Below are 22,825 nucleotides of genomic sequence, written 5' to 3'. Positions count from 1 at the left end.
CAGGACGCGCGGGAAGAAGCCGGCAGGGGCCGGCAGGCAGCAGGCCGGGCGGCCCGCGGAAAAAGCGGGCGGATTATGGCTGGGCCGGCGAAGGCGCGTCAACTCCCGCGGCCTGCTGCGCCAGCAGCGCGGCGAACTCCGCCGCGGGCACCGGCCGGCGGCACAGGTAGCCCTGGTAGCGATCGCAGCCCCGGCTGCGCAGGAACGCCAGCTGCTCCGGCGTTTCCACCCCCTCGGCCAGCACCGCCAGGCCCAGGCTGTGCCCCATCGCGATGATGGCCGCGCAGATCGCCATGTCGTCCGCGCTCTGCGGCAGGTCGCGGATGAACCCCTTGTCGATCTTCAGCACATCGATCGGGAAGCGCTTGAGGTGCGCCAGCGACGAGTAACCCGTGCCGAAATCATCGATCGCCAGCCGCAGCCCCAGGCCACGCAGCCGAAGCAGCACCTGCCGCGCCTCCTCGGGGCGCTCCGCCAGAGCCCCCTCGGTGAGCTCCAGTTCCAGCAGCGTGGACGGCAGGCCGGAATCCGCCAGCGCCAGGGCCGCGCAGCCCGCCAGGTCGGTCAGGTGGAACTGGCGCGGGGAGACGTTCACGGCCATCGTCACCTCGGGCAGCCCGGCCTCGCGCCAGCCCTGGGCCTGGCGGCAGGCCTCCTGCATCACCCATTCGCCCAGCGGGCCGATCATGCCCGTGCGCTCGGCCACCGGGATGAAACGGTCGGGCGCGATGGTGCCCTCCACCGGGTCGATCCAGCGCACCAGCGCCTCCGCGCCCACGATGCGCCCGGAGGCGATGTCCACCTGCGGCTGGTAGTGCAGCTGCAGGTGCCCCTGGGCCAGCGCCGAGCGCAGCCGCGCCTCCAGGGCGAGGCGCTCGCGCGCGGCCTGGGTGAGGCTCTCGTCGAAGAAATGCCATGCGCCCTGCCCGTGCTCGCGCGCGCCGTACACCGCCGCATGGGCGCCCTGCAGCAGCGCATCGGCGGTATCGCCATGGTCCGGGAACAGGCAGATGCCCACGCTGGCCGAGGCCACCACCTCGAAGCCGTCGGGCGAGCGCCAGGGCTCGGCCAGCGCGGCCAGCAGGGCCCGGGCGGCCGCCACCGCGCCCTGCGCGCCCTCCACGCGGCGGGCGATCACGCCGATCTCGTCGCCCGCCAGCCGCCCCGCGAGGTCCCCCGGCCGCAGCGCATCCCGCACGCGCTCCGCGATGTGGCGCAGCACCTGGTCGCCCACCGCATGGCCGTAGCTGTCGTTCACATCCTTGAACCGGTCCAGGTTGACCAGCAGCACCGCCAGCGGCTCGCCGCGGGCGCGCGCGTCCGCCATCGCCTCCTCCAGCTGCTGCGCGAAAAACATGCGGTTGGGCAGGCCCGTGAGCGGATCGGTATGGGCCATCACCTCCAGCCGGCGCCGCTGCTCGTGCTCCTGGGAAATGTCGGTGAACAGGCACACGTAGTGCGTCACCTCGCCGCGCCCATTGCGCACGCTGGACAGCGACATGCGCTCGGGAAACACCTCACCGTTCTTGCGGCGGTTCCAGATCTCGCCCTGCCAGTGCCCCGTGCGGCCCAGCTCTTCCCACATGGCCTCGTAGAACGCGCGGCCGTGGCGGCCCGACTTGAACAGCCGCGGCGTGCGGCCCAGCAGTTCCGCCTCGCCGTAGCCCATGAGCCGCGTGAAGGCCGAGTTCACAGAAAGGATGCGGCTCTCGGCGTCGGTCACCACCATGCCCTCGGCCGCGTTGTCCACCACCGTGGCCGCGAGCCGCTGGCGCTCGTCGGCCTGCAGGGCACCACGGGCGAGGACCGCGATCTCCCGGCCCCGCGCGCGCCAGCGCCGCAGCGCCCACACGCCGCAGCCCGCCGGAGCGAGTACGAAGGCCGCCTGCAGCGCCGCACGCAGCACGCTGCCGGCCGGCAAAAGCGCCTCCGCGCCGGCCACCCAGGCCAGCCCGGCGGCAGCGTACAGGAGCAGTGCGGCGGGTACCCACCAGCCTGCCATCCCCCCGGGAGCGTTGCGGGGGATGCCCCCCTCCTCCTCATGCATCAATTCCTTGCTCCGCGTTGCTGCGGGCCGTGCTGCGACAATCGCCCCGCTATGACCCAAGCCTATATTCTCACCCTCTCCTGCCCGGACAAGCTCGGGCTGGTGCATGCGGTCTCCGGATTCCTGCTCGAGCATGGCGGCAACATCGAGGAAGCCGCCCAGTACAACGACCACGCCACCGGCCTGTTCTTCATGCGCGTGCGCTTCGCCTGCGACACCCACGACCAGGCCGCACTGCGTGCGCGCCTGACCGAATTCGCCGAGCCGCACCGCATGCACTGGAGCCTGCACGCCGCCAGCGAGCCCATGAAGACCGCCATCATGGTCAGCCGCGAAGGCCACTGCCTCAATGACCTGCTGTTCCGCTGGAAGTCCGGCCTGCTGCCGGTGCACATCTGCGCCATCATCAGCAACCACCGCGACTTCTACCAGCTGGCGGCCAGCTACAACGTCCCCTTCCACCACATCCCGGTCACGAAGGACAACAAGCCCCAGGCCGAGGCACGCCAGTACGAGATCATCCAGCAGGAAGGCGCCGAACTGGTCGTGCTGGCCCGCTACATGCAGGTGCTGTCGGACGACCTCTGCCGCAAGCTGGAGGGCCGGGCCATCAACATCCACCACAGCTTCCTGCCCAGCTTCAAGGGGGCCAAGCCCTACTACCAGGCGCACGACCGCGGCGTGAAGCTCATCGGCGCCACCGCCCACTACGTGACCGCCGACCTGGACGAAGGCCCGATCATCGAGCAGGACGTGGCCCGCGCCGACCACACCGACACCGTGGAAGACCTGACGGCCCGCGGCCGCGACACCGAAAGCCAGGTGCTGGCCCGCGCCGTGAAGTGGCACACCGAGCACCGGGTGCTGCTCAACGGCCACAAGACCGTCATCTTCAAGTAACGCATGCTTCCTGAAGCGCTTCGGGCCTGAATGGTTTCAACCAGCCCTCCGTTGCCATCTTCCAGAAGCGCCGCCCAGCGCATCCCGCCGATCCAGTGCCTGCTGACCTTCGAGGCGCTGGCGCGGCTGCGCAGCGTGACGCAGACGGCCGACGAGCTGTGCGTGACGCCCAGCGCAGTGAGCCACCGCGTGCGCCAGCTGGAGCAGATCCTGGGCGCGCGGCTGTTCGGGCGGGCGGATTTCTCGCTCACCACCGAAGGCAGCGCCTACCTCGCCCACGTGCGCGAGGGGCTTGGTGCGCTGCAGCGCTTTCCGGGCACGGCGGCCGCGCCGGGCAAGCGGCGGCTCAAGATCGCCGTCACCCCCACCTTCGCGCGGGCCATCCTGATCCCGCGGCTGCGCCAGTTCACCGAGGCCTACCCGGAGATCGACCTCGCGCTGCACGTCTCCATCCCCCTGCTCGACGTGGTCGCGGAGGATGCGGACCTCGTGGTGCGCTTCGGCCCGGGGCACTACGCCGACATGGAGCACGTGGAACTCTCGCGCGACGTCGTCACGCCCCTGGCTTCCCCCGGCTTCCTGCGCGAGCACGGCCCCTTCGAGCGCCCCGCGGACCTCGAAGGTTCGCCCCTGCTGCGCAGCCCGCTGGAGCCGTGGCGCACCTGGTTCGCCGCCGCCGGGCTCGGCTGGGCGGAGCCCTCGGAAGGTTCGCAATTCAACGACATCGGCCTGATGTGCGATGCGGCCTCGGCCGGCATGGGCGTGGCGCTGGTGCGCCTCAAGCTCGGCGCATCCTGGCTGGAGAACGGCACCCTCGTGCGGCTGTTCCCGCTCGATGCCCCCAGCCCCCATGCCCACTACCTCTGCTGGCGCACCGGCACCATGGACCGCTGGGAATGCGCTGCGTTCGCCGAATGGCTGCGCAGGGTCACTTGACAACACCTCCCCGAGGCCCCGCGGGCCTCCTGCATCGGATCCCATGGCCCAGCCCCCCGCCCCTGCCCCCTTCATCCAGCGCCGTCCGAACGACGAGCAGAAGGCCGTCCTCAACACCACGGCGAAAACGGTGCTCATCAACGCGCTGGCGGGCACCGGCAAGACCACCACCCTGGCGACCAAGGCGGCGGACCTGGTCCAGATGCGCGGTGCGCGCCGGGTGCTCATGCTGGCCTACTCCGACGCGGGCCTCGCCGCGCTCCACGACCGGCTGGGCCGCTACATGCCGGCCGACGCGCGCGAGGTGCGGATCATGACGGTGGAGCAACTGTGCGCCGGCCTGCTGAAGGCCCAGGGCCTGCCCGTGAACACGCTGGCCGAGCCGCTGGAGCGCCAACTGCTGATCCGCCAGGCCCACGCCGCGCTGCTGCAGGAAATGCGGCACGAGGCACCGCCCGAGGCTGCAGACTTCCTGGCCCGCGAACTCGACGTGCAGGCCTTCACCGACTTCGAGGCCCTGGCCAAGCAGCGCCTGCTGCACCGCGACATCGCCCGCGAGGGCATGCACGCTGCCACCTACTGCCGGGACCACGCGCTGGACTACGGGCTCTACCTGCTGCTGGGCCGGTACGAACGCCTGCGCCGGGGGCCGGACGACGAACCGCAGTTCTACGCCCCGGGAGACTGCACCTACGAAATCGCCCGGCAGCTCGGCGAACTGGACTTCGGCGATCCCTGCCCCTGGCTGCAGGGCCGCTACGACGCCGTGCTGTTCGACGAGCTGCAGGACCTGGACGAGGCCGCCATGCTGGTGCTGCGCCACCTCGTGGCCGGCGGCAACGGCGTGTTCGTGGGTGCGGGCGACTTCAACCAGCACATCCTGCCCGGCGCATTCTCCGTTTTCGGCAACGGGCTGCAACGCATCCGGCAGGAGCTGCCCGAGCCGCCCGAAGTGCTCACGCTCAACACCACCTACCGTTTCGGCAGGGCCATCTGCGAAGGCCTGAACCCGCTCTTCGGCGTGGAATTCGAGACGCACTACCCCACCAAGACCGCCCGCTTCGAGCGGCTCGCCTACGACAGCGACGAGGACTGCGCCCGGCAACTGCTGGCCATCCACCAGTTCGTGCAGCACGCCCCGCCCCCGGCCAGTGGCGCGGCGCCCTGTTTGACCGTGGTGCTGCGCTCGCCCGAGGACTCCGTGCTGCTGGAATGGCGCTTCGCCCACGAGGGCATCCATTACGCCTGCAAGGGCCTGAAGCGGTTCTACCAGCGCCCGGAGATCGCCCTGGTGCTGGCCCTGTTCCGGGCGCTGCCGGGCTGCGGCGGCCAGGTGCGGCTCACGCAGGGCATCCTGAGCAGCGCGCTCGACGGCCTGATGCGCTATGTGCGGCGCGGCAGCCGGCCCGATGCCGACGTGCTGGCCAACGGCCTGTTCGATTTGCAGGCCCTGGCGCAGCACTCCACCGCCGAAGTGGACACCCGCGCCGTCGCCGCCGAACTCGTCCACCAGCCGGACCGCATGCGCGACTTCCTGCTGCGCGCCAGCTTCGACCCCAGCGCGCCCGTGGCCTCCGCCGCCTGCGAGGCCTGGCTGGAGCTGCCACCCGAAGTGTGCGCGGACGCCGGCCGGCTCTGCAACCACCCGCTGCTGCACCGCTTCTTCGCCGACGCCCCCATCAGCCCTGATGAACACCGCCAGTGCCTGGACAGCCTGCAGGCGCTCTCGCGCATCTGCACGGGCCTGTCCGTCGATGAATTCCTGGGGCAATTGGCACTCATGGTGGAGTCCGGCATCCGGCAGCATCGCCAGAACGAGGCCCCCAGCCTGCAGTTGCTGACCGTGGAGCGCTGCAAGGGCCACGAATACGAACACGTCGCCGTGCCGCTGGTCGAGCGCGGCCGCTTTCCCCGCGCCGCCGCCCTGCACGAGGCCTACCGGGAACGCAACATGCTCTACGTGGCCCTGACCCGCGCCAGCCGGCACCTCTGGCTGCTGGAAGGCAGCCGGCGCCCGGTCAGCCCCGGACCGGTGTGACCCTCCGGCCGACCATCCGGCCGATTCACGCGGCTCTGAAAGAAAACTCACGCACCCGCGAGCCGCCTTCCTCTAAAGTGAAGGGCATGAGCGCCGTCGCCCCCCTCCCCGCTGCATCCCCCGGCTCCCCGACTGCCAGCCTGCCCCCCGGCGCCACAGAGCGCGCCGCCCGGCAGGCGCAGGTCGTGCAGGCCCTGTCCGCCCACCTGCCCCCCCACATGCTGCTCTGGCATGCGGAAGACACCACGCCCTATGAATGCGACGGCCTCACCGCCTATCGCCAGCGCCCGCTGGTGGTCTGCCTGCCCGAGACCGAAGCCCAGGTGCAGGCCGTGCTCCGCACCTGCCACGCGCTGGGCGTGCCGGTGGTGGCGCGCGGCGCCGGCACGGGCCTGTCGGGCGGCGCCATGCCCCACGCCCTGGGCGTCACCCTGTCGCTGGCGCGCTTCAACCGCATCCTGTCCATCGACCCAGTGAGCCGCACGGCGCGCGTGCAGTGCGGCGTGCGCAACCTGGCCATCAGCGAGGCCGCCGCGCCCTGGCAGCTGTACTACGCGCCCGACCCGTCCAGCCAGATCGCCTGCACCATCGGCGGCAACATCGCCGAGAACTCGGGCGGCGTGCATTGCCTGAAATACGGCCTCACCGTGCACAACGTGCTGCGCGTGCGCGGCTTCACCGTGGAAGGCGAGCCGGTCGAATTCGGCAGCGAGGCGCTGGATGCGCCCGGCTACGACCTGCTGGCCGCCGTGATCGGCAGCGAAGGCATGCTGGCCGTGACCACCGAGGCCACGGTGCGCCTGATCCCCAAGCCGCAGCTGGCGCGCTGCATCATGGCCAGCTTCGACGACGTGCGCAAGGCCGGCGACGCGGTGGCCGCCGTGATCGCGGCAGGCATCATCCCGGCCGGGCTGGAGATGATGGACAAGCCCATGACCGCCGCCGTGGAAGACTTTGTCCAGGCCGGCTACGACCTGGCGGCCGAGGCCATCCTGCTGTGCGAGAGCGACGGCACGCCCGAGGAGGTCGAGGAAGAGATCGGCCGCATGAGCGAGGTGCTGCGCTCGGCCGGCGCCACCGCCATCACCGTGAGCGAGAACGAGGCCGAGCGCCTGCGCTTCTGGAGCGGACGCAAGAACGCCTTCCCGGCCTCGGGCCGCATCAGCCCCGACTACATGTGCCTGGACTCGACCATTCCGCGCAAGCGCCTGGCCGACATCCTGCTGGCCATCCAGGAGATGGAGCAGAAATACGGCCTGCGCTGCTGCAACGTCTTCCATGCCGGCGACGGCAACCTGCACCCGCTGGTGCTGTTCGATGCCAACGACGCCGACGAGCTGCACCGCTGCGAGCTCTTCGGCGCCGACATCCTGGAGACCAGCGTGGCCATGGGCGGCACCGTCTCCGGCGAGCACGGCGTGGGCGTGGAAAAGCTCAACAGCATGTGCACCCAGTTCACCACCGAGGAAAACGCACAGATGTTCGCCCTCAAGGCTGCGTTCGACCCGGCCGGCCTGCTCAACCCGGGCAAGGTCATTCCCACCCTGAACCGCTGCGCGGAGTACGGAAAGATGCTGGTGCGCGGCGGACAGATCGCGCATCCGGAACTGCCCCGGTTCTAGGGCCACCCTCGCCCGCTGTTTCGCGCCGTTGCCGCATGCCGTCGCACGAGGGGTATCGCCCACGGCCGGGACTACCCCGCCGGGGTCATCAGCAGCCAGCGCCGCATGCGGGCCACGGTTTCACCGCTCTGGCGCGTCAGGCGGCCCAGGTCGTCCAGCAGGTGGACCGTCGCGGTGCGGTACAGCGCTCCGCCCAGCGTGGTCAGCATTTCCAGCACCGCTCGCTCCCCGGGCAGCAGCTCCGGAGCCAGGCCCTGCCCCGCAGTGCGCGCCGGGTGCGCCTGGCGCGCCTCCCGCAGCGCCAGCGCGATCTCGGCCCGGTGCGCCACCGGGCCGAGGCGTGCTTCCAGCCGCCCGAGCAGCCAGATGATTTCCTGCACGCGCAGGTCGATCGCGTCCAGCACGGCGGCGGCGCACTCCACCTGCTCCGCCGCGTCCTGCAGCGGTGCGGAGTGCATGCGGGCGATCGCCAGCGCCTCGTCCACCCGGCCTTCCGCGCTGGCGCGCAATGCACGCAGCACCACCGCATCGATCACCCCGCCGAACACCATGCAGGGCCCCTGCGCGTTGGCCGCCGCCACGGGGGCTCCGCTCAGCCAGGCCACCGTTGGATTCTCTGCCGCGGCGCCCACCGCGCCGGCCCCGTGCCCCAGCGCCCAGGCCACCATGGCCCCGGGGGACAGCCCCTGCCAGCCGTAGCTGCGCAGATCCGCCGCACGGCCCTCCACGGCTGCCAGGTCCTCCAGCCGCGGGGCGCCCTGCTCCGGCGCGCCCCCCAGACCTGCGCCGCGCGTGGGCGCCATCCCTCGCGGCAGCCGCCGCGCCAGGCCCAGCACCGTGTCCAGCCCTTCTCCCTGGGCCTGCAGGCGCGCCATTCCCAGGGCAGACAGCCGACCCCAGAGGGCACGCCGGCGCGCCTCGACCGCCAGTGCCATCGCGCGGAACGGCCACTCGGCCGAGGCGATCCAGCGGTCCGCCGTGGTGTCGGGGTCCTTCATGCACCACGCCAGCCGCAGCTGGGCGATGGCGCTCTCCATCGGATCGTCCGGCTCCGGCCGGCCCGCGGGCCGCGGGTTGTACCCTTCGCTACGCTCCCCGTTTTCGGCGACCCCCCAGCCCCCGATGCAAAGCGCCCTTTCCGGCGCCTGCAGCGCCATGCCAACCACGTCCTCCATCGCACGCCCTTCCCTTTGTCGTGGACCCGTCACGGGCCGTCTGCGCATGCCTGCCCGGCCCGCCAGACAGCGCCGCGCACCGAATCCGTAACCGTAACCGTAAATCACGTTGATTTCGTGACTATATAGCCGAATCACCCCGTTTCGTCGGGCGATCCATAGCGTGACTGCATGCAGGATGCAAAGCAAAATTTTGCCGAGAAGTTACGGAACGCTATGGAAAAGGCGGGCTACGAAGCCCGGCCGTCCGTTCTCGAGCGGGAATTCAACATCCGCCACTGGGGCAAGCCCATGAGCCTGCACGGCGTGCGGCGCTGGCTGCGCGGCGAAACCCTGCCCGATCACCGCAAGCTCGTCACCCTCTCCCAATGGCTGCAGATACCCCTGCAGGACTTCCTGGAAGACGCAGCGCCGCAGGCCGTGCGCCCCAGCGCCGAGCCCGCCGCCCTCTGGCATGCCGGCATGGGCTACGACGACCGCCAGCTGTTCGAGGTCTACCTGCGGCTGCCCGTGCCACAGCGCCGCATCGCCCGCGAAGTGATCCTCGCCATCGCCCGCGCGCATGCCGCCGAGGAAGAGCGGCGGGGCCGGAACTGACGTACGGATACCCGTTCCCCGCAGTCCACTGAACCAAGGATCACACCCCGGACGTAACCCGCATTCCGAGTCACGCCACGCTCTGCAGGGGTCCCTAGCGTGCCGGCATGCAGGATCAAGCAAAACAAAAATTCGCCCGGAAATTGCGGGAGGCAATGGAAACGGCAGGCTACGAGCCCAAACCCTCGGTGCTGGAACGCGAGTTCAACACGCGCCACTGGGGCAAGCCCATGACGCTCCACGGCGTACGCCGGTGGCTGCTCGGGGAAACCATGCCGGGGCCCCGCAAGCTCACCACGCTGTCGCAGTGGCTGCGCGTGCCGCTGGAGGACCTCGTCGATGCGGGGGAGGGCAGCGCCGCCCTGCGCGCGGCCGGCGAGCCCCTCCACAAATGGCATGCCGGACTCGGCTACGACGACCGCGAGCTTTTCGACATCTATCTCAAGCTGCCCGTCCCCCAGCGGCGCCTGGCACGCGAGGTCATCCTGGCCATCGCGCGGGCCCACGCGGCGGGGGAGGAACCGCGCAAGGGCTGACCCGGCAATGGAAGCTGCCGGCTCAGCCGGCGGCGAGGATTCCCAGCCCCTGGGCGATTTCCCGCGCATGCGAGAGTGCGAACAGCACGAGTCCGATCAGGCCGCCGACCACGGTGCCGTTGATGCGGATGAACTGCAGGTCGCTGCCGATGTGCAGTTCCACGAGCCGCGCCATTTCCTTGGCATCCCACCGGTCCACGGTGTTGCGGATGTGCTCGGCCACGAACTGCGACAGATCGGGCGCCACCTGCGTGGCCCAGAGCTGCAGACGCACGTTCAGCCGCACGCGCAGCGCGGGGTCGCCCGCCAGCGCCATGCCCAGCCACTGCCCCATGGCGGCCACCCTGCGGGATATCTCGGAATCGTCGTCGGCCAGGTCCTTCTGCAGCCGCTCGCGCAGGTTCGTCCACAGGTCATGCACGTAGCGGCCCAGGGTCTCGTCATTCTGCAGGTACTCGCGCAGCTCGAGGCCGCGCCGCTCCCAGTCGGGATCGGTCTGCAGCCGCTCGATCAGCCGCTGCACCGCGGCATCGAGCGCCGAGCGCAACTGGTGCGCCGGATCGCTCGCCACCTCGGCCAGCAGGCTGTCGATGGCCTGGGCAATGGCGCCGGCCCCCTTGCCGCTGAGCCAGTCGGTGGGCAGCACCTTCTCCTTCAGGGGGTGCTCCCGCTTGATCCACTGCACGATGGCTTCCGCGATGAAGGTGCGCGTCTCGGGGGCGCGCAGCAGCAGGGTCACGCGCGCGAGCACGTCGTCCAGCAGCACTTGGTGCCGCCCCCCCTGGGTGAGCGCACCCAGCGCCGCGGCCATGGTGCGCGACAGGTCCAGCTGACCCACCAGCGCGCGCGCGGCCTGGTTCATGAAGCGCTGGATGCGCGCGTCCTCCACCGTATCGAGCGCCGCGAGCGCCAGCCGTGCCACCTGCCGCCCCAGCAGCTGCGCATTGCCCGGCGACGTCAGCCATTGCGCCAGCATGTCGGCCGGGTCATGGCGGCGGATCAGCGTGACCAGCGAGGGGGCGTCCAGGAACTTGTCGCGCACGAACACGGCCAGGTTGCCGCCGATGCGCTCCTTGTTGCGCGCGATGATGTCGGTATGGCGCTGCACCCAGGGCAGCGGGATCCGGCGGAACAGGGCGGATACCGCGAACCAGTCCGCCAGCGCGCCGACCATCGCCGCCTCTGCCATCGCGCGCACGCACGACACCAGCAGGCTCGGCGGCAGGGCATAGGTGCCGGCGAAGACTGCCGCCACGGCCAGCAGCAGCCCGGTGGCCAGCCATTTCGACCGCGCCAGCGCCAGCGCGCGCTCGGTGGCGGCCGGCGATGCCGAAGGGCCTTCGGCCACGGGAGGAACCCCCAGGAGGCCGCCCGCGGCGCCCAGGGCTTCCATGCCCGGCGCGGGTCCGCCGTCGCCAGGGTTGCGGTTGCGACTGCTGCTGTCCATGCCCGGAGAATAGCCCGCCCGCCGCCCGGCGGGGCGTAAGGAACTGTTGCCCGTACGGGCTTGGCGGTTTAGGGCCGCCGCGCCCGGTGCGGATTCAGCCCTGGGCGGGCGCGATGCGGTCCAGGGCCGTGGCCAGGTGGCCGACCGTGCGGTCCACGTTGCGCCACTTGTCCAGGCCGAAGAGGCCCAGGCGGAACGTCTGGAACTCCGGGCCCTCGCCGCACTGCAGCGGCACGCCCGCGGCCGTCTGCAAGCCGGCCTCCAGGAACTTGCGGCCGTTCTGGATGCCCGGGTCGGTGGTATAGCTCACCACCACGCCCGGCGCCTTCCAGCCTTCGGCCGCCACGCTCGGGAACCCGCGGGATTCCAGCAGCGCGCGCACCTTCGCGCCCAGTTCGATCTGCCGTTCGCGCACCCGATCGAAGCCGTCGTCCCGGGTCTCGAACATCACGTCCCGCAGCCGCACGAGCGCATCGGTCGGCATGGTCGTGTGGTAGGCATGCTGCCCCTTCTCGTAGCCTTCCGCGATCTGCATCCATTTCTTGAGGTCGCAGGAGAAGCTGGAACTCTGCGTTCCCTCGATGGCCTGCCGCGCGCGCTCGCTCAGCATGACCATGGCGCAGCAGGGGGAGCCGCTCCAGCCCTTCTGCGGCGCGGAGATGAGCACGTCCACGCCCGTGGCGCGCATGTCCACCCACATCGCGCCGGAGGCCACGCAGTCCAGCACGAACAGCGCGCCCACCTCGTGCGCCGCCTCCGCCACGGTGCGCAGGTAATCGTCCGGCAGCAGGATGCCGCTGGCCGTCTCCACGTGCGGCGCGAACACCACCTTCGGCCGCTCGGCGCGGATGGCCTGCGCCACTTCGTCGGCAGGGCACGGCGCCCAGGGTGCCTGCGGGCCCTCGCCCTGCTGGCGCGCCTGGCAGACCACGGCTCCACCGCCCAGCCCGCCCACGTCGAAAATCTGGCTCCAGCGGTAGCTGAACCAGCCATTGCGCACGATCAGCACCTTCTCGCGGTTGGCGAACTGGCGGGCCACCGCCTCCATGCCGAACGTGCCGCTACCGGGAACGAGCACGGCGGTGTGGGCGCCGTACACCGACTTCAGCATGGCGAGGATGTCCTGCACCACCCCGGCGAACCGGCGGGACATGTGGTTGAGAGCCCGGTCGGTGTACACGACCGAGAACTCCAGCAGGCCATCGGGATCGACATCGGGCAACAGACCGGGCATGGCGGGGCAACTCCTTGGAAAACGGAAAAGGGGACAGACCCTGGAAAGGGCCCGGCACGAAAGCGCCCCAGCTTACACCGCCCGCAGCCGGGAGCGCACCGGCATCCCGAGGGGAATTGCCCCGTTTCGCTCCCGGAGGGGGTCGCCGCAGCTACTATCGCAGCCGAAGCCCGCCCCTTCTCCCGCCTCCCAGGAGCTCCTTCCGATGCACGACTTCCGCAGCGATACCGTCACGCAGCCCACCGCGGCCATGCGTGAAGCCATGCAGGCCGCCCCCCTGGGCGACGACGTCTTCGGCGACGACCCTTCCGTGAACGACCTGCAGAACCATGCCGCGGAACTGCTGGGATTCGACGCCGCGCTGTTCGCCCCCAGCGGCACGCAGGCCAACCTCATCGCGCTCATGGGCCACTGCCAGCGGGGGGACGAAGCTATCGTGGGCCAGAGCTGGCACACCTACCGCTGGGAAGGCGGCGGCATGGCGACGCTGGGCTCCATCCATCCCCAGCCCATCGAGAACCGCGCCGACGGCACGTTGTGCCTGCGCGATATCGCGTCCGCCATCAAGCCGGACGACCCGCACTTCGCCCGCACCCGCCTCGTGGTGCTGGAAAACACGGCCGGCGGCCAGGTCCTGCCCAACCCGTACATCGCCGACGTGGCCGCCCTCGCGCGCAGCCGCCAGCTGTCCATGCACCTCGACGGCGCCCGCCTGTTCAATGCGGCCACCGCCAACGCCATGGCCCACGGCACGGACGTGTACGACGAGGCGCGCGCCATCTGCGCGCATTTCGACTCCGCCTCAATCTGCCTGAGCAAGGGCCTGGGCGCCCCCGTGGGCTCCCTGCTGCTCGGCTCCCATGAATTCATCGCACGCGCCCGCCGCACCCGCAAGATGCTGGGCGGCGCCATGCGGCAGGTCGGCATGCTCGCCGCCGCAGGGCACTATGCCCTGGACCACCACGTGCGCCGCATGGCGGACGACCATACCCTGCTGCGCTCGCTGGCCGAGGGCCTGGCGGAGGTCGGCCGCAGCCATCCGGTGCTGCGCCGGCGCCTCAGCGTGGCCTCCGCGCACACCAACATCCTGTTCACCGACGTGCACTCCGACATCGCCCCGGCCCTGATGGCCTGGCTGTCCCAGCACGGCATCTACGTCACGCGCAGCCTCTGCGGCGGGCAGATCCGCCTGCGCTGGGTCACCCACCTGGACGTGGGCCCCGAAGATGTCGAACACACCCTGGGCTGCGTCGAGGAATTCCAGGGCTGACCCTGCGCTCCTCAGCGCGCAGGATAGCTGCGCGCGCCGAAGATCCCGCTGCCCACGCGCACCATGGTGCTGCCCGCGTGGATGGCGGCCTCCAGGTCGGCCGTCATGCCCAGCGAGAGCGTGTCGAAGTCCTCCAGGCCCGGTGCGCCGGATGCGCGCAGGCGGTCGAAGAGCGCCCTCGCCTGCGCATGCACCGCGAACTGCGCCGCGAAGTCCGGCGCCGGCTCGGGGATGGCCATGAGCCCCCGCAGCCTCAGGCGTGGCAGTCGCGCCACGGCCAGGGCCAGGCCGGGCACCTCTTCCGGCGGCAGGCCCGCCTTGGTGGTGCCGCCGTCCACGTTCACCTGGATGCACACCTGCAGCGCCGGCAGGTGGTCCGGACGCTGCTGCGACAGGCGCTCGGCCGTCTTGAGGCGGTCCACCGTGTGCACCCAGTCGAAATGCTCCGCCACCAGCCGTGTCTTGTTGCTCTGCACGGGGCCGATGCAGTGCCATTCCAGCGCATGGGCGAGGCCGGCCTCCGGCGCACCCAGGGCAACGATCTTCTCGACGCCCTCCTGGATGTAGTTCTCGCCGAACGCCCTCTGCCCTGCCAGCGCCGCCTCGCGGACGGCCGGGGCACCGAAGGTCTTGGAAACGGCCAGCAGCCGCACGCTGGAGGGCGTCCGACCCGCCCCCGCGCAGGCCTGCGCGATGCGGTCCAGGACCCCTTGGAGGTTGTTACCAATCGTCGTCATAATGATTGCTCTCAAGCGTACCAAACGACCAAGGGCTTTTCGTGGACATCACCCAACTGCTCGCCTTCAGCGTGAAGAACAAGGCTTCCGACCTGCACCTGTCCGCGGGACTGCCTCCGATGATCCGCGTGCATGGCGACGTGCGCCGCATCAACGTCGATGCACTCGACCACAAGACGGTGCATGCCATGGTGTACGACATCATGAGCGACGCCCAGCGCAAGGTGTACGAGGAGTTCCTGGAAGTGGACTTCTCGTTCGAGATCGAGGGCCTGGCGCGCTTCCGGGTCAACGCCTTCAACCAGAACCGCGGCGCGGCCGCCGTGTTCCGGACCATCCCGAGCAAGATCCTCACGCTCGAGCAACTCAACGCCCCGCGCATCTTCGCCGACCTCGCCCTCAAGCCGCGCGGCCTCGTGCTCGTCACCGGCCCCACGGGCTCGGGCAAGTCCACCACGCTCGCGGCCATGGTGAACCACCTCAACGAGACCGAATACGGGCACATCCTCACGGTGGAAGACCCGATCGAGTTCGTGCACGACTCCAAGAAGTGCCTGATCAACCAGCGCGAGGTCGGGCCGATGACGCTGTCCTTCGCCGCCGCGCTGAAATCCGCGCTGCGCGAAGACCCGGACGCCATCCTCGTGGGTGAAATGCGCGACCTCGAGACCATCCGCCTGGCAATGACGGCCGCCGAGACGGGCCACCTCGTGTTCGGCACCCTGCACACCTCCAGCGCCGCCAAGACCATCGACCGGATCATCGACGTGTTTCCCGCCGAAGAGAAGGAAATGGTGCGCGCCATGCTGTCCGAATCGCTGCAGGCCGTGATCTCCCAGACGCTGTGCAAGACCAAGGACGGCCAGGGCCGCGTGGCGGCGCACGAGATCATGCTGGGCACCAGCGCCATCCGCAACCTGATCCGCGAGGCCAAGGTGGCTCAGATGTACTCCACCATCCAGACCAGCAGCAGCGTCGGCATGCAGACGCTGGACCAGAACCTCACCGACCTCGTGCGGCGCAACATCATCAGCCCCGCGGAAGCCCGCGGCAAGGCCAAGATTCCGGAGAACTTCCCGGGCTGACGCCGGTCCGGGCGCCCCGTACCCTCATCCCCAACACACCGCGCGGCAGGCCGCCACCGCCGCCGCACGCACCGGAGCATCTCCATGAAAGGCATCCTCGGCCTGCTCAAAGCCAAGTCCCGCGGCAACAAGTCCGGCGGCGAAGGCGCCAGCGATTCGGTCTTCTTCACCACGGCCTTCGCCGGCCAGGGCGTGGACAGCTCCATGCTCGTGCCCTGGGAAGCCCGCGCCGTGGAGGTCGCCGCGCAGCGCCTGCCCGCCAGCCGGGGCGGCAAGCTGCTGCAGGCGCTCTGGTCGAAGGACCGCTACATGGCCCACCTCGACGCCTCCGCCGTCGAGCGCATGGAGCGGTTCTTCCATTTCGCGGCCGTGCCCGCCGACCGCGACGTCATCCGCCAGGACGAATACGGCAACTTCATGGTCGTGCTGCTGACCGGCACCATCGCCGTGGACCGAGTGCAGCCCTGGGGCGAACACCTGCGGCTCGCGGAAACCCGCCCGGGCGACATCCTCGGCGAGATGTCCCTGCTGGACAGCGGCATCCGCTTCTCCGCCTGCACCACGCTGACCGACTGCGAGATCGCCGTGCTCAGCGCCGAAGCACTGGACGACATGATGGCCAAGGACCCCCAGCTCGCCGCGAGCCTGGTCGCCCTGCTCGCGCGCAAGCTCTCGCAGCGCCTGCGGGTCGTCAGCGCCCGCCTGAGCGACAGCCAGCGCTGACGCCGCGGCGCAAGACCGGAGCACTGAATGGAACGCGATCAGGCCAGCAAATTCATCAACGACCTGCTGAAGCTCATGGTGGGGCGCGGCGGCAGCGACCTCTTCATCACGGCGGAATTCCCCCCCGCCATCAAGGTGGACGGAAAGGTCACCAAGGTCTCTCCCCAGCCGCTCACGCCGGCGCACACCCTCACCCTCGCGCGCGCCATAATGAGCGACAAGCAGGTGGCGGACTTCGAGCGCACGAAGGAGTGCAACTTCGCCATCTCCCCCGCGGGCATCGGCCGCTTCCGCGTGAACGCTTTCATCCAGCAGGGCCGCGTGGGCATGGTGCTGCGGACCATCCCGCTCACGCTGCCCACCATCGACGGGCTGGGCGTGCCGCAGGTGCTCAAGGAAATCACCATGTCCAAGCGCGGGCTGTGCATCCTCGTGGGTGCCACCGGCTCGGGCAAGTCCACCACCCTCGCGGCCATGGTGGACTGGCGCAACGAGAACTCCTTCGGCCACATCATCACGGTGGAAGACCCCATCGAGTTCGTGCACCCGCACAAGAACTGCGTCGTCACCCAGCGCGAAGTGGGCCTCGACACCGACAGCTGGGAGGCGGCACTCAAGAACACGCTGCGCCAGGCGCCCGACGTGATCCTCATGGGCGAAATCCGCGACCGCGAGACCATGGACCACGCCATCGCCTTCTCCGAGACCGGCCACCTGTGCCTTGCCACGCTGCACGCCAACAGCGCCAACCAGGCACTGGACCGGATCATCAACTTCTTCCCCGAGGAACGGCGCGCGCAGCTGCTCATGGACCTGTCGCTCAACCTGCGCGCCATGGTGTCCCAGCGCCTCATCCCCAAGCAGGACGGCAAGGGCCGCGCCGCGGCGGTGGAGGTGATGCTCAACACGCCGCTGATCGCCGACCTGATCTTCAAGGGCGAGGTCGCCGAGATCAAGGAGATCATGAAGAAGAGCCGCAACCTCGGCATGCAGACCTTCGACCAGTCGCTGTTCGACCTCTTCGAGGCCAACGTCATCAGCTACGAGGACGCCCTGCGCAACGCCGACTCGCTCAACGACCTGCGGCTGCAGATCAAGCTCGGCAGCCAGCGCGCCCGCAGCACCGACCTGTCGTCCGGCACCGAGCACTTCGCCATCGTCTGACGCCAGCCCCACACCGCGCCCGCCGCAGCCCGGCGGGCGTTGTCTTTTCCACCGTTCACAAGCACCCGACAGGAGACCGACCCATGCCATCCAGCACCGCACCGCGCACCTACGACGCACTCCCTTCGCGCAAGGTCGCCTTCCTGGGCCTGGGCGTCATGGGCTATCCGATGGCGGGGCACCTGGCGCTCGCCGGCCACCAGGTCACCGTCTACAACCGGACCGCCGCCAAGGCCTCCGCCTGGTGCGAAGAATTCGCCCAGGCAGCCGGCCCCCGGCATGCTGCCACTCCGCGCGAGGCCGCCCAGGGCGCGGACATCGTGTTCTGCTGCGTGGGCAACGACGACGACTTGCGCTCCGTCGTGCTCGGTGCCGACGGCGCCTTCGCCGGCATGCAGCCGGGCGCCATCTTCGTGGACCACACCACCGCATCCGCCGAAGTCGCTCGCGAACTGGCCCAGGCTGCCCGCACGCTGGGCCTGCGCTTCATCGATGCACCCGTCTCCGGGGGACAGGCCGGCGCGCAGAACGGCCAGCTCACCGTCATGTGCGGCGGTGACGCCGAAGCATTCGACAACGTACGCCCCGTGGCGATGGCCTTCTCGCGCGCCTTCACGCGCATCGGCGACAGCGGCGCCGGACAGCTCGCCAAGATGGTCAACCAGATCTGCATCGCCGGCATCGTCCAGGGCCTGTCGGAAGCGATCGCCTTCGGCCAGCACGCCGGGCTGGACATGCCCCTGGTGCTCGACGTGATCGGCAAGGGCGCCGCCCAGAGCTGGCAGATGGACAACCGCGGCAAGACCATGGTGGAAGGCCGCTTCGACTTCGGCTTCGCCGTGGACTGGATGCGCAAGGACCTGGGGCTGGTGCTTCAGGAAGCCCACCGCAACGGAGCACGCCTGCCCCTGACGGCGCTCGTGGACCAGTTCTACTCCGACGTCCAGCAGGCCGGCGGCGCGCGCTGGGATACGTCGAGCCTCATCACCCGCCTGGGCGTGAAAAAGCCGAAGAACAACTGAGTGCGGCGCAAGAAACCGCCGCGGCCTCACCCGTCAGAAGGCCGCGGAGCAGGCCACACCAGCAGACGCCGTGGAACCGGCTTCGCCGGGCCGCTGGCGTCTAGTCCCCCCGCCAGAGTCGGGGGGCCTCTTACTTGCTATCCGTGGTGACCGGCGCAGGGCCCTGGGGCTGCTGCGAGAAGCCGCGCGCCAGCTCCTGTTCCGAGACGATCTCGAACACGCGCACCACCTTGCGCACGTCGTTCACGCCGCGCGCGATCTCCGTGGCGCGGTCCGCCTCACGCTGCGTCACGCGGCCCATCAGATAGACGGTGTTGCGCTCCGTCACCACCTTGAAGGCGGTCGCGAAGATGTCCTTGGCGTCCACCAGGCTGGCGCGCACCTTGCCCGTGATCAGCGTGTCGTTGGCGCGCTGCGAGAGCGTGCTGGCCGACATCACCGCCAGGTCGTTCACCACCGAGCGCACGTTCTCGACGGTCAGCACCGTCTGCTCCACCCGCTCCTTGTCCTGCTGCGAAGGCACCTCGCCCGTCAGCAGCACCTGGCGGTTGTAGCTGGTCACGTTCACGTGGACCCGGTCACCGAAGGTGTCGCGCAGCCGGTTGCCTGCGCGCAGTTCGATGGTCTCGTCCTCCACCTGGGTCCCGGTGGTGCGCCGGTCCGCGGCCATCATGGTGCCCACGGCGGCTCCGCCGATCACCAGCGGCGCGCATGCCGACAGCACGGTCCCCAGGGCGACGGCGGCCAGCACGGCGCCAGTGGTACGGGTCAACGTCTGCAAGGTCATAGCGGTATCTCCTGTTCACCAAATAACTGGGCATCCACCCCATCGCACAGACAGTGCAGCACCAGAGCATGCACTTCGCGCACACGGGCCGCGCGGTCGTGCGGCACCTCGATCAGCACGTCCGTCTCGCGCAGCAGCCCGGCCAGCGCGGCACCGCCCCGCCCGATGAGGGCGATCACGGTCATGTCCCGCTCGTGCGCGGACTGGATGGCCTCGACCAGCGCGGCATCGGTGGCCGCGCTGCCATCGGCGACCGCCAGCAGCACGTCGCCCGCCTGGCCGAGCGCCCTCACCTGGCGCGCCAGCACCTGCGCATCGCCGCCGGGCATGCCGGGCGCGGACCAGAGCGCATCGGGCTCCAGCGCGACGGCCGCCAGTTCGGGCCGCTCCCGCTCGAAACCGGCCACGCAGAGCGCCGCGAACTGCCGCGCCTGGGCGGAGGCCGCGCCGCTGCCGCAAGCCAGGACCTTGGCTCCGCTGGTGACGCACGCCAGGATGGCCTGCACGGCCGCCCCGATGGGTTGACTGAGGATCTGCGCGGCCTGGTACTTGAGATCCGCGCTGTCGATGAAATGCTGTTGGATGCGTTGCTCGAGCATGTATGCCGATGATACCCCCCGGGTGCTATCGCCCTGATGGCAAAGCGTTGGCACGGCATGCGGCCGCCACGCTAACCTGCATCGAACGCCGCCTGCAGCCACTGCACCGCGTCGCCGCTCACCAGTACCGCATCGAAGCGGCACGGAGGCAGCGACGGCCAGCGCAGCAGGTAGTGCCGCGCCGCGAACACGATCCGTCGCCGCTTGGCCGCACCGATACTCGCGCCCGCGCCACCGTAGGCATCGCTCGCCCGGCTGCGCACCTCCACGAACACCACGGTGCCATCGCGATCGCGCAGGATCAGGTCGATCTCCCCGCCCCCACGGCCCGGCGTCCGATAATTGCGCGTCAGCAGCCGCAGGCCGGCGGCCTGCAGATGGGCCAGCGCACGGTCCTCCGCGGCCATGCCCGCCGCCCGCGTCGTCGTCTTGCGCACGGTGCCATCCGTGCCACCGGTCTTTTTTTCAAGGATTCCCATTGAGCGCCTCTTTCGCCTCCGCCCTGTCCGCCGCGCGCGACGCGGCCGCAGCGCAGCATTATCCGCAGGGCGCCCTCTACGTCGTCGCCACGCCGATCGGCAACCTCGCGGACATCACCCTGCGCGCCCTGCACGTGCTGCAACTGGCCGATGCCATCGCCTGCGAGGACACCCGCCACACGCAGTCCCTGCTGCGCGCCTATGGCATCGACAAGGCCTCGCCGCAATGGATGGCCGTGCACCAGCATAACGAAGCCGAAGCGGCCCAGGCCGTCGTGCAGCGGCTGCAGCGCGGCGAACGCGTCGCCTACGTGAGCGACGCCGGCACCCCGGGCGTGAGCGACCCGGGCGCCCGGCTCGTCGCCGCCGTGCAGGCGGCAGGGCTGCGCGCGCTGCCGCTGCCCGGTGCGAGCAGCGTGACGGCCGCGCTCAGCGTGGCCGGCGCCCTCGATGCCGGAGCGGCCTCGCACCGGCCGCTGGCCGGTGGATTTCTCTTCGCCGGCTTCCTGCCCACGCGCGCCTCGGAGCGCCAGGCCGCCGTCCAGGCCCTGGCGGCCGAACACCGCTGCACCGTCCTGCTGGAAGCGCCCCACCGCATCGCCGACCTCGCGATAGCGCTGGCCCCCCTGGGCGACCGGCAAGTCACCCTGGCACGGGAGATCACCAAGCAGTTCGAGGAAATCGCGACCCTGCCCGCCCAAGCACTGGCGGCCTGGCTGGGGGAGGAAGGAAGCTCGCGCACGCGCGGGGAATTCGCCATCGTCGTGCATCCCGCGGCCCTGCCCGGGGGCGATGACAACCCCGCGACCGCCTCCGGCCTGCGCATCCTGCGCCAGCTGCTGGCCGAGCTGCCCGTCAAGACCGCCGTCCGCCTGGCGGCCGAGATCAGCGGAGCGCCGCGCAACACGCTCTACGACGCTGCGCTGGCCATGAAGAAGGAGGGCGCCGAGGGCGGCGGCTGAGCGGCCGCCTCAGGAGCGGACGGTGTAAGCCAGCCCGGAGGCCACGCCGCCGAACAGGTCCCCTTCGACCTGGGGCACACCGGGAAACGCCATGGCCAGCGCATCGCGCAAAGGCTTGAGCGCAGAGGAGCCGCCCGTGAGGTAGAGCGCGTCCACGCCCCGGGCCCCGAGGTCGGCCGCGGCAAGGCATTCCGCAGCGCACCGCACCACCTCCTGCAACGGTTGCTGCAGCGTGTCTGCCAGCGAAACCGGGGTGACGGCCGCCTCCAGGTCCCGCTCCACCCATCCGAGCGGCAGGGCTGCCGGAGCCCCGCTGCCCGAGACATCGATCTTTGCCTGCTCCACCGCCTGGGCCAGGCGATGCCCCCACCGCTCCGAAAGCACCACCATCAGCCGGTCGTGCAGGCGGGTGTCGCGATAGTCCGGCCTCAGCCCCTTCGCTTCCGCGAGGGCCTTGGGGCTGTACAGCCACTGGATCAGGTGCCAGGTCGAAAGGTCGAAGAAGATGCGGCTGGGCACCTCGCGCCCCGATGGACCGTGGTGGCCCAGGCCGAGCAGGGGCATCACCTGCGAGCGGCTGAGCCGCTGGTCGAAATCCGTGCCGCCCAGGTGCACGCCTGCGGTGGCGAGCACGTCGCTGCTGCGGTCGGCGCGGCGGGAGCGCTCCGGCCCGAGCAGGACCACCGTGAAATCGGAGGTCCCCCCGCCGATGTCCACCACCAGCACGCGAGTTTCCCGGTCCACGCGCTGTTCGTAGTCGAGCGCCGCCGCGATGGGTTCGAGCTGGAAGGAAATATCCGCGAACCCGGCCATTTCCGCCGCGCGCCGCAGCGCCCCTTCCGCCAGTGCGTCCCGCGCCGGATCACCGTCCACGAAATGCACCGGCCGCCCCAGCACCACATGCGCGGGAACGCCGCCCACCACGGCCTGCGCACTTTGCGCCATCGTGCGCAGGAACAGCGCGATGATGTCCTGGTAGCTCATCAGCGTTCCCTGCACCGCCGTCTTCTCTTCCAGCAGCGCGCTGCCCAGCAGGCTCTTGAGCGAACGCATCAGCCGCCCTTCGGTGCCCGCCAGGTACTGGGCGATCGCATCCCGGCCCACGTGCGTCCGGGACTCTTCGGTGTTGAAGAACATCGCCGTCGGCAGCGTGTGGAACGACTGCTCCACGGGGACCATCTGCGCCGCCCCGCCCTCCCGCCGGACCGCCATCGCGGAATTGGAAGTGCCGAAGTCGATGCCAAGGGTCAGCGGGCGCATGAGCGGTGAACGAAACAGGAATGGAGAAAGACATGCGATGCACCAACGGACATCTGTCCAGCGATGGCATGCAAACGCAGATGGCTCAAACAAAACGCCCATGACGACATGGGCGTTGGTCGAATGCACCGAGCGGCAAGAGATGCGCGTCATTTTACCGGTGGAGCACCGTCCCTGCCGTCACGCCATGCAGGGCCGCCTCCCA

21 protein-coding genes are annotated in these 22,825 nt (G+C 70.1%); 12 read left to right on the top strand and 9 right to left on the bottom strand.

Translation table 11 applies throughout. From position 1 onward, the window contains the following. Nucleotides 1–73 precede the first annotated feature (73 nt). Nucleotides 74–2,047: a putative bifunctional diguanylate cyclase/phosphodiesterase gene (locus tag T336_RS0101980; RefSeq protein ID WP_026431298.1), complete on the bottom strand. Its 1,974-nt coding sequence runs from the start codon at nucleotides 2,045–2,047 to the stop codon at nucleotides 74–76. A gap of 51 nt (nucleotides 2,048–2,098) precedes the next feature. Here T336_RS0101980 and purU point away from each other — a divergent pair, with 51 nt between their 5' ends. The 4 genes from purU to T336_RS0101960 all read left to right on the top strand — a co-directional run bounded on the left by purU (nucleotide 2,099) and on the right by T336_RS0101960 (nucleotide 7,543). Continuing rightward, nucleotides 2,099–2,947 carry a formyltetrahydrofolate deformylase gene (gene purU, locus T336_RS0101975; RefSeq protein ID WP_011793823.1) on the top strand — a complete coding sequence of 283 codons (849 nt, stop codon included), beginning with the start codon at nucleotides 2,099–2,101 and terminating at the stop codon, nucleotides 2,945–2,947. 30 nt (nucleotides 2,948–2,977) lie between these two features. Next, complete coding sequence (locus T336_RS0101970; RefSeq protein ID WP_019699997.1) at nucleotides 2,978–3,883, top strand: LysR substrate-binding domain-containing protein; 906 nt, start codon at nucleotides 2,978–2,980, stop codon at nucleotides 3,881–3,883. Nucleotides 3,884–3,926: 43 nt separating this feature from the next. Continuing rightward, complete coding sequence (locus T336_RS0101965) at nucleotides 3,927–5,921, top strand: UvrD-helicase domain-containing protein (RefSeq protein ID WP_026431296.1); 1,995 nt, start codon at nucleotides 3,927–3,929, stop codon at nucleotides 5,919–5,921. Between the two features lie 86 nt (nucleotides 5,922–6,007). Beyond that, on the top strand, nucleotides 6,008–7,543 hold the full coding sequence (locus T336_RS0101960) for an FAD-linked oxidase C-terminal domain-containing protein (RefSeq protein ID WP_051647026.1): 1,536 nt from the start codon (nucleotides 6,008–6,010) through the stop codon (nucleotides 7,541–7,543). Nucleotides 7,544–7,614: 71 nt separating this feature from the next. On the opposite strand, the gene T336_RS0101955 is transcribed toward T336_RS0101960, so the two are convergent. Beyond that, complete coding sequence (locus T336_RS0101955; protein ID WP_244883858.1) at nucleotides 7,615–8,580, bottom strand: hypothetical protein; 966 nt, start codon at nucleotides 8,578–8,580, stop codon at nucleotides 7,615–7,617. A 309-nt stretch (nucleotides 8,581–8,889) separates the two neighbouring features. Between T336_RS0101955 and T336_RS0101950 the strand changes: the two genes are divergently transcribed. Together T336_RS0101950 and T336_RS0101945 are read left to right on the top strand one after the other, a co-directional pair. After that, nucleotides 8,890–9,315 (top strand): hypothetical protein, encoded by a 426-nt coding sequence (locus tag T336_RS0101950; protein WP_019699993.1) that lies wholly within the window; start codon nucleotides 8,890–8,892, stop codon nucleotides 9,313–9,315. A gap of 107 nt (nucleotides 9,316–9,422) precedes the next feature. Further along, entirely contained in the window at nucleotides 9,423–9,851 is a 429-nt protein-coding gene (locus T336_RS0101945; protein WP_019699992.1) for a hypothetical protein, read from the top strand. 22 nt (nucleotides 9,852–9,873) lie between these two features. On the opposite strand, the gene T336_RS0101940 is transcribed toward T336_RS0101945, so the two are convergent. Both T336_RS0101940 and T336_RS0101935 read right to left on the bottom strand, forming a co-directional pair. Then, a complete protein-coding gene (locus T336_RS0101940; RefSeq protein WP_019699991.1) occupies nucleotides 9,874–11,298 on the bottom strand; it encodes a DUF445 domain-containing protein in 1,425 nt (474 codons plus the stop codon). 94 nt (nucleotides 11,299–11,392) lie between these two features. After that, entirely contained in the window at nucleotides 11,393–12,532 is a 1,140-nt protein-coding gene (locus tag T336_RS0101935; protein ID WP_026431292.1) for an aminotransferase class V-fold PLP-dependent enzyme, read from the bottom strand. A 205-nt stretch (nucleotides 12,533–12,737) separates the two neighbouring features. Here T336_RS0101935 and ltaE point away from each other — a divergent pair, with 205 nt between their 5' ends. Then, complete coding sequence (gene ltaE, locus T336_RS0101930) at nucleotides 12,738–13,802, top strand: low-specificity L-threonine aldolase (protein WP_026431291.1); 1,065 nt, start codon at nucleotides 12,738–12,740, stop codon at nucleotides 13,800–13,802. Between the two features lie 11 nt (nucleotides 13,803–13,813). Here ltaE and T336_RS0101925 read toward each other — a convergent pair whose 3' ends face one another. Continuing rightward, nucleotides 13,814–14,539, bottom strand: coding sequence for a YggS family pyridoxal phosphate-dependent enzyme (locus T336_RS0101925; RefSeq protein ID WP_026431290.1), 726 nt, complete (start codon nucleotides 14,537–14,539; stop codon nucleotides 13,814–13,816). A 41-nt stretch (nucleotides 14,540–14,580) separates the two neighbouring features. Here T336_RS0101925 and T336_RS0101920 point away from each other — a divergent pair, with 41 nt between their 5' ends. From T336_RS0101920 to T336_RS0101905, 4 genes are all read left to right on the top strand, one after another. Continuing rightward, nucleotides 14,581–15,624, top strand: a complete 1,044-nt coding sequence (locus tag T336_RS0101920; protein WP_011793812.1) for a type IV pilus twitching motility protein PilT — start codon at nucleotides 14,581–14,583, stop codon at nucleotides 15,622–15,624. A gap of 84 nt (nucleotides 15,625–15,708) precedes the next feature. Continuing rightward, nucleotides 15,709–16,347 (top strand): cyclic nucleotide-binding domain-containing protein, encoded by a 639-nt coding sequence (locus tag T336_RS0101915; protein ID WP_013593088.1) that lies wholly within the window; start codon nucleotides 15,709–15,711, stop codon nucleotides 16,345–16,347. Nucleotides 16,348–16,374: 27 nt separating this feature from the next. Further along, nucleotides 16,375–17,511: a PilT/PilU family type 4a pilus ATPase gene (locus T336_RS0101910; RefSeq protein ID WP_011793810.1), complete on the top strand. Its 1,137-nt coding sequence runs from the start codon at nucleotides 16,375–16,377 to the stop codon at nucleotides 17,509–17,511. An 83-nt stretch (nucleotides 17,512–17,594) separates the two neighbouring features. Then, nucleotides 17,595–18,533 carry an NAD(P)-dependent oxidoreductase gene (locus T336_RS0101905; protein WP_019699987.1) on the top strand — a complete coding sequence of 313 codons (939 nt, stop codon included), beginning with the start codon at nucleotides 17,595–17,597 and terminating at the stop codon, nucleotides 18,531–18,533. 130 nt (nucleotides 18,534–18,663) lie between these two features. On the opposite strand, the gene T336_RS0101900 is transcribed toward T336_RS0101905, so the two are convergent. The 3 genes from T336_RS0101900 to T336_RS0101890 form a co-directional block, all read right to left on the bottom strand. Then, a complete protein-coding gene (locus T336_RS0101900; RefSeq protein WP_019699986.1) occupies nucleotides 18,664–19,320 on the bottom strand; it encodes a BON domain-containing protein in 657 nt (218 codons plus the stop codon). After that, nucleotides 19,317–19,919, bottom strand: a complete 603-nt coding sequence (locus T336_RS0101895; protein WP_026431289.1) for an SIS domain-containing protein — start codon at nucleotides 19,917–19,919, stop codon at nucleotides 19,317–19,319. Before T336_RS0101895 ends, T336_RS0101900 begins: the two co-directional genes overlap by 4 nt. A gap of 71 nt (nucleotides 19,920–19,990) precedes the next feature. Continuing rightward, nucleotides 19,991–20,398: a YraN family protein gene (locus tag T336_RS0101890; RefSeq protein WP_020424699.1), complete on the bottom strand. Its 408-nt coding sequence runs from the start codon at nucleotides 20,396–20,398 to the stop codon at nucleotides 19,991–19,993. On the opposite strand from T336_RS0101890, the gene rsmI reads away from it, so the two are divergent. Then, nucleotides 20,398–21,360: a 16S rRNA (cytidine(1402)-2'-O)-methyltransferase gene (rsmI, locus tag T336_RS0101885; protein ID WP_019699984.1), complete on the top strand. Its 963-nt coding sequence runs from the start codon at nucleotides 20,398–20,400 to the stop codon at nucleotides 21,358–21,360. The two genes, T336_RS0101890 and rsmI, sit on opposite strands and share 1 nt — an antisense overlap. A 9-nt stretch (nucleotides 21,361–21,369) precedes the next feature. On the opposite strand, the gene T336_RS0101880 is transcribed toward rsmI, so the two are convergent. Next, nucleotides 21,370–22,620: an Hsp70 family protein gene (locus T336_RS0101880; protein ID WP_026431288.1), complete on the bottom strand. Its 1,251-nt coding sequence runs from the start codon at nucleotides 22,618–22,620 to the stop codon at nucleotides 21,370–21,372. Nucleotides 22,621–22,825 lie beyond the last annotated feature (205 nt).

The sequence above is a fragment of the Paracidovorax oryzae ATCC 19882 genome (assembly GCF_000687165.1).
GTDB lineage: Bacteria > Pseudomonadota > Gammaproteobacteria > Burkholderiales > Burkholderiaceae_C > Paracidovorax > Paracidovorax oryzae.
Note: the sequence above shows the minus strand (reverse complement) of the source record. Positions and strands in the feature narration are given on the sequence as shown.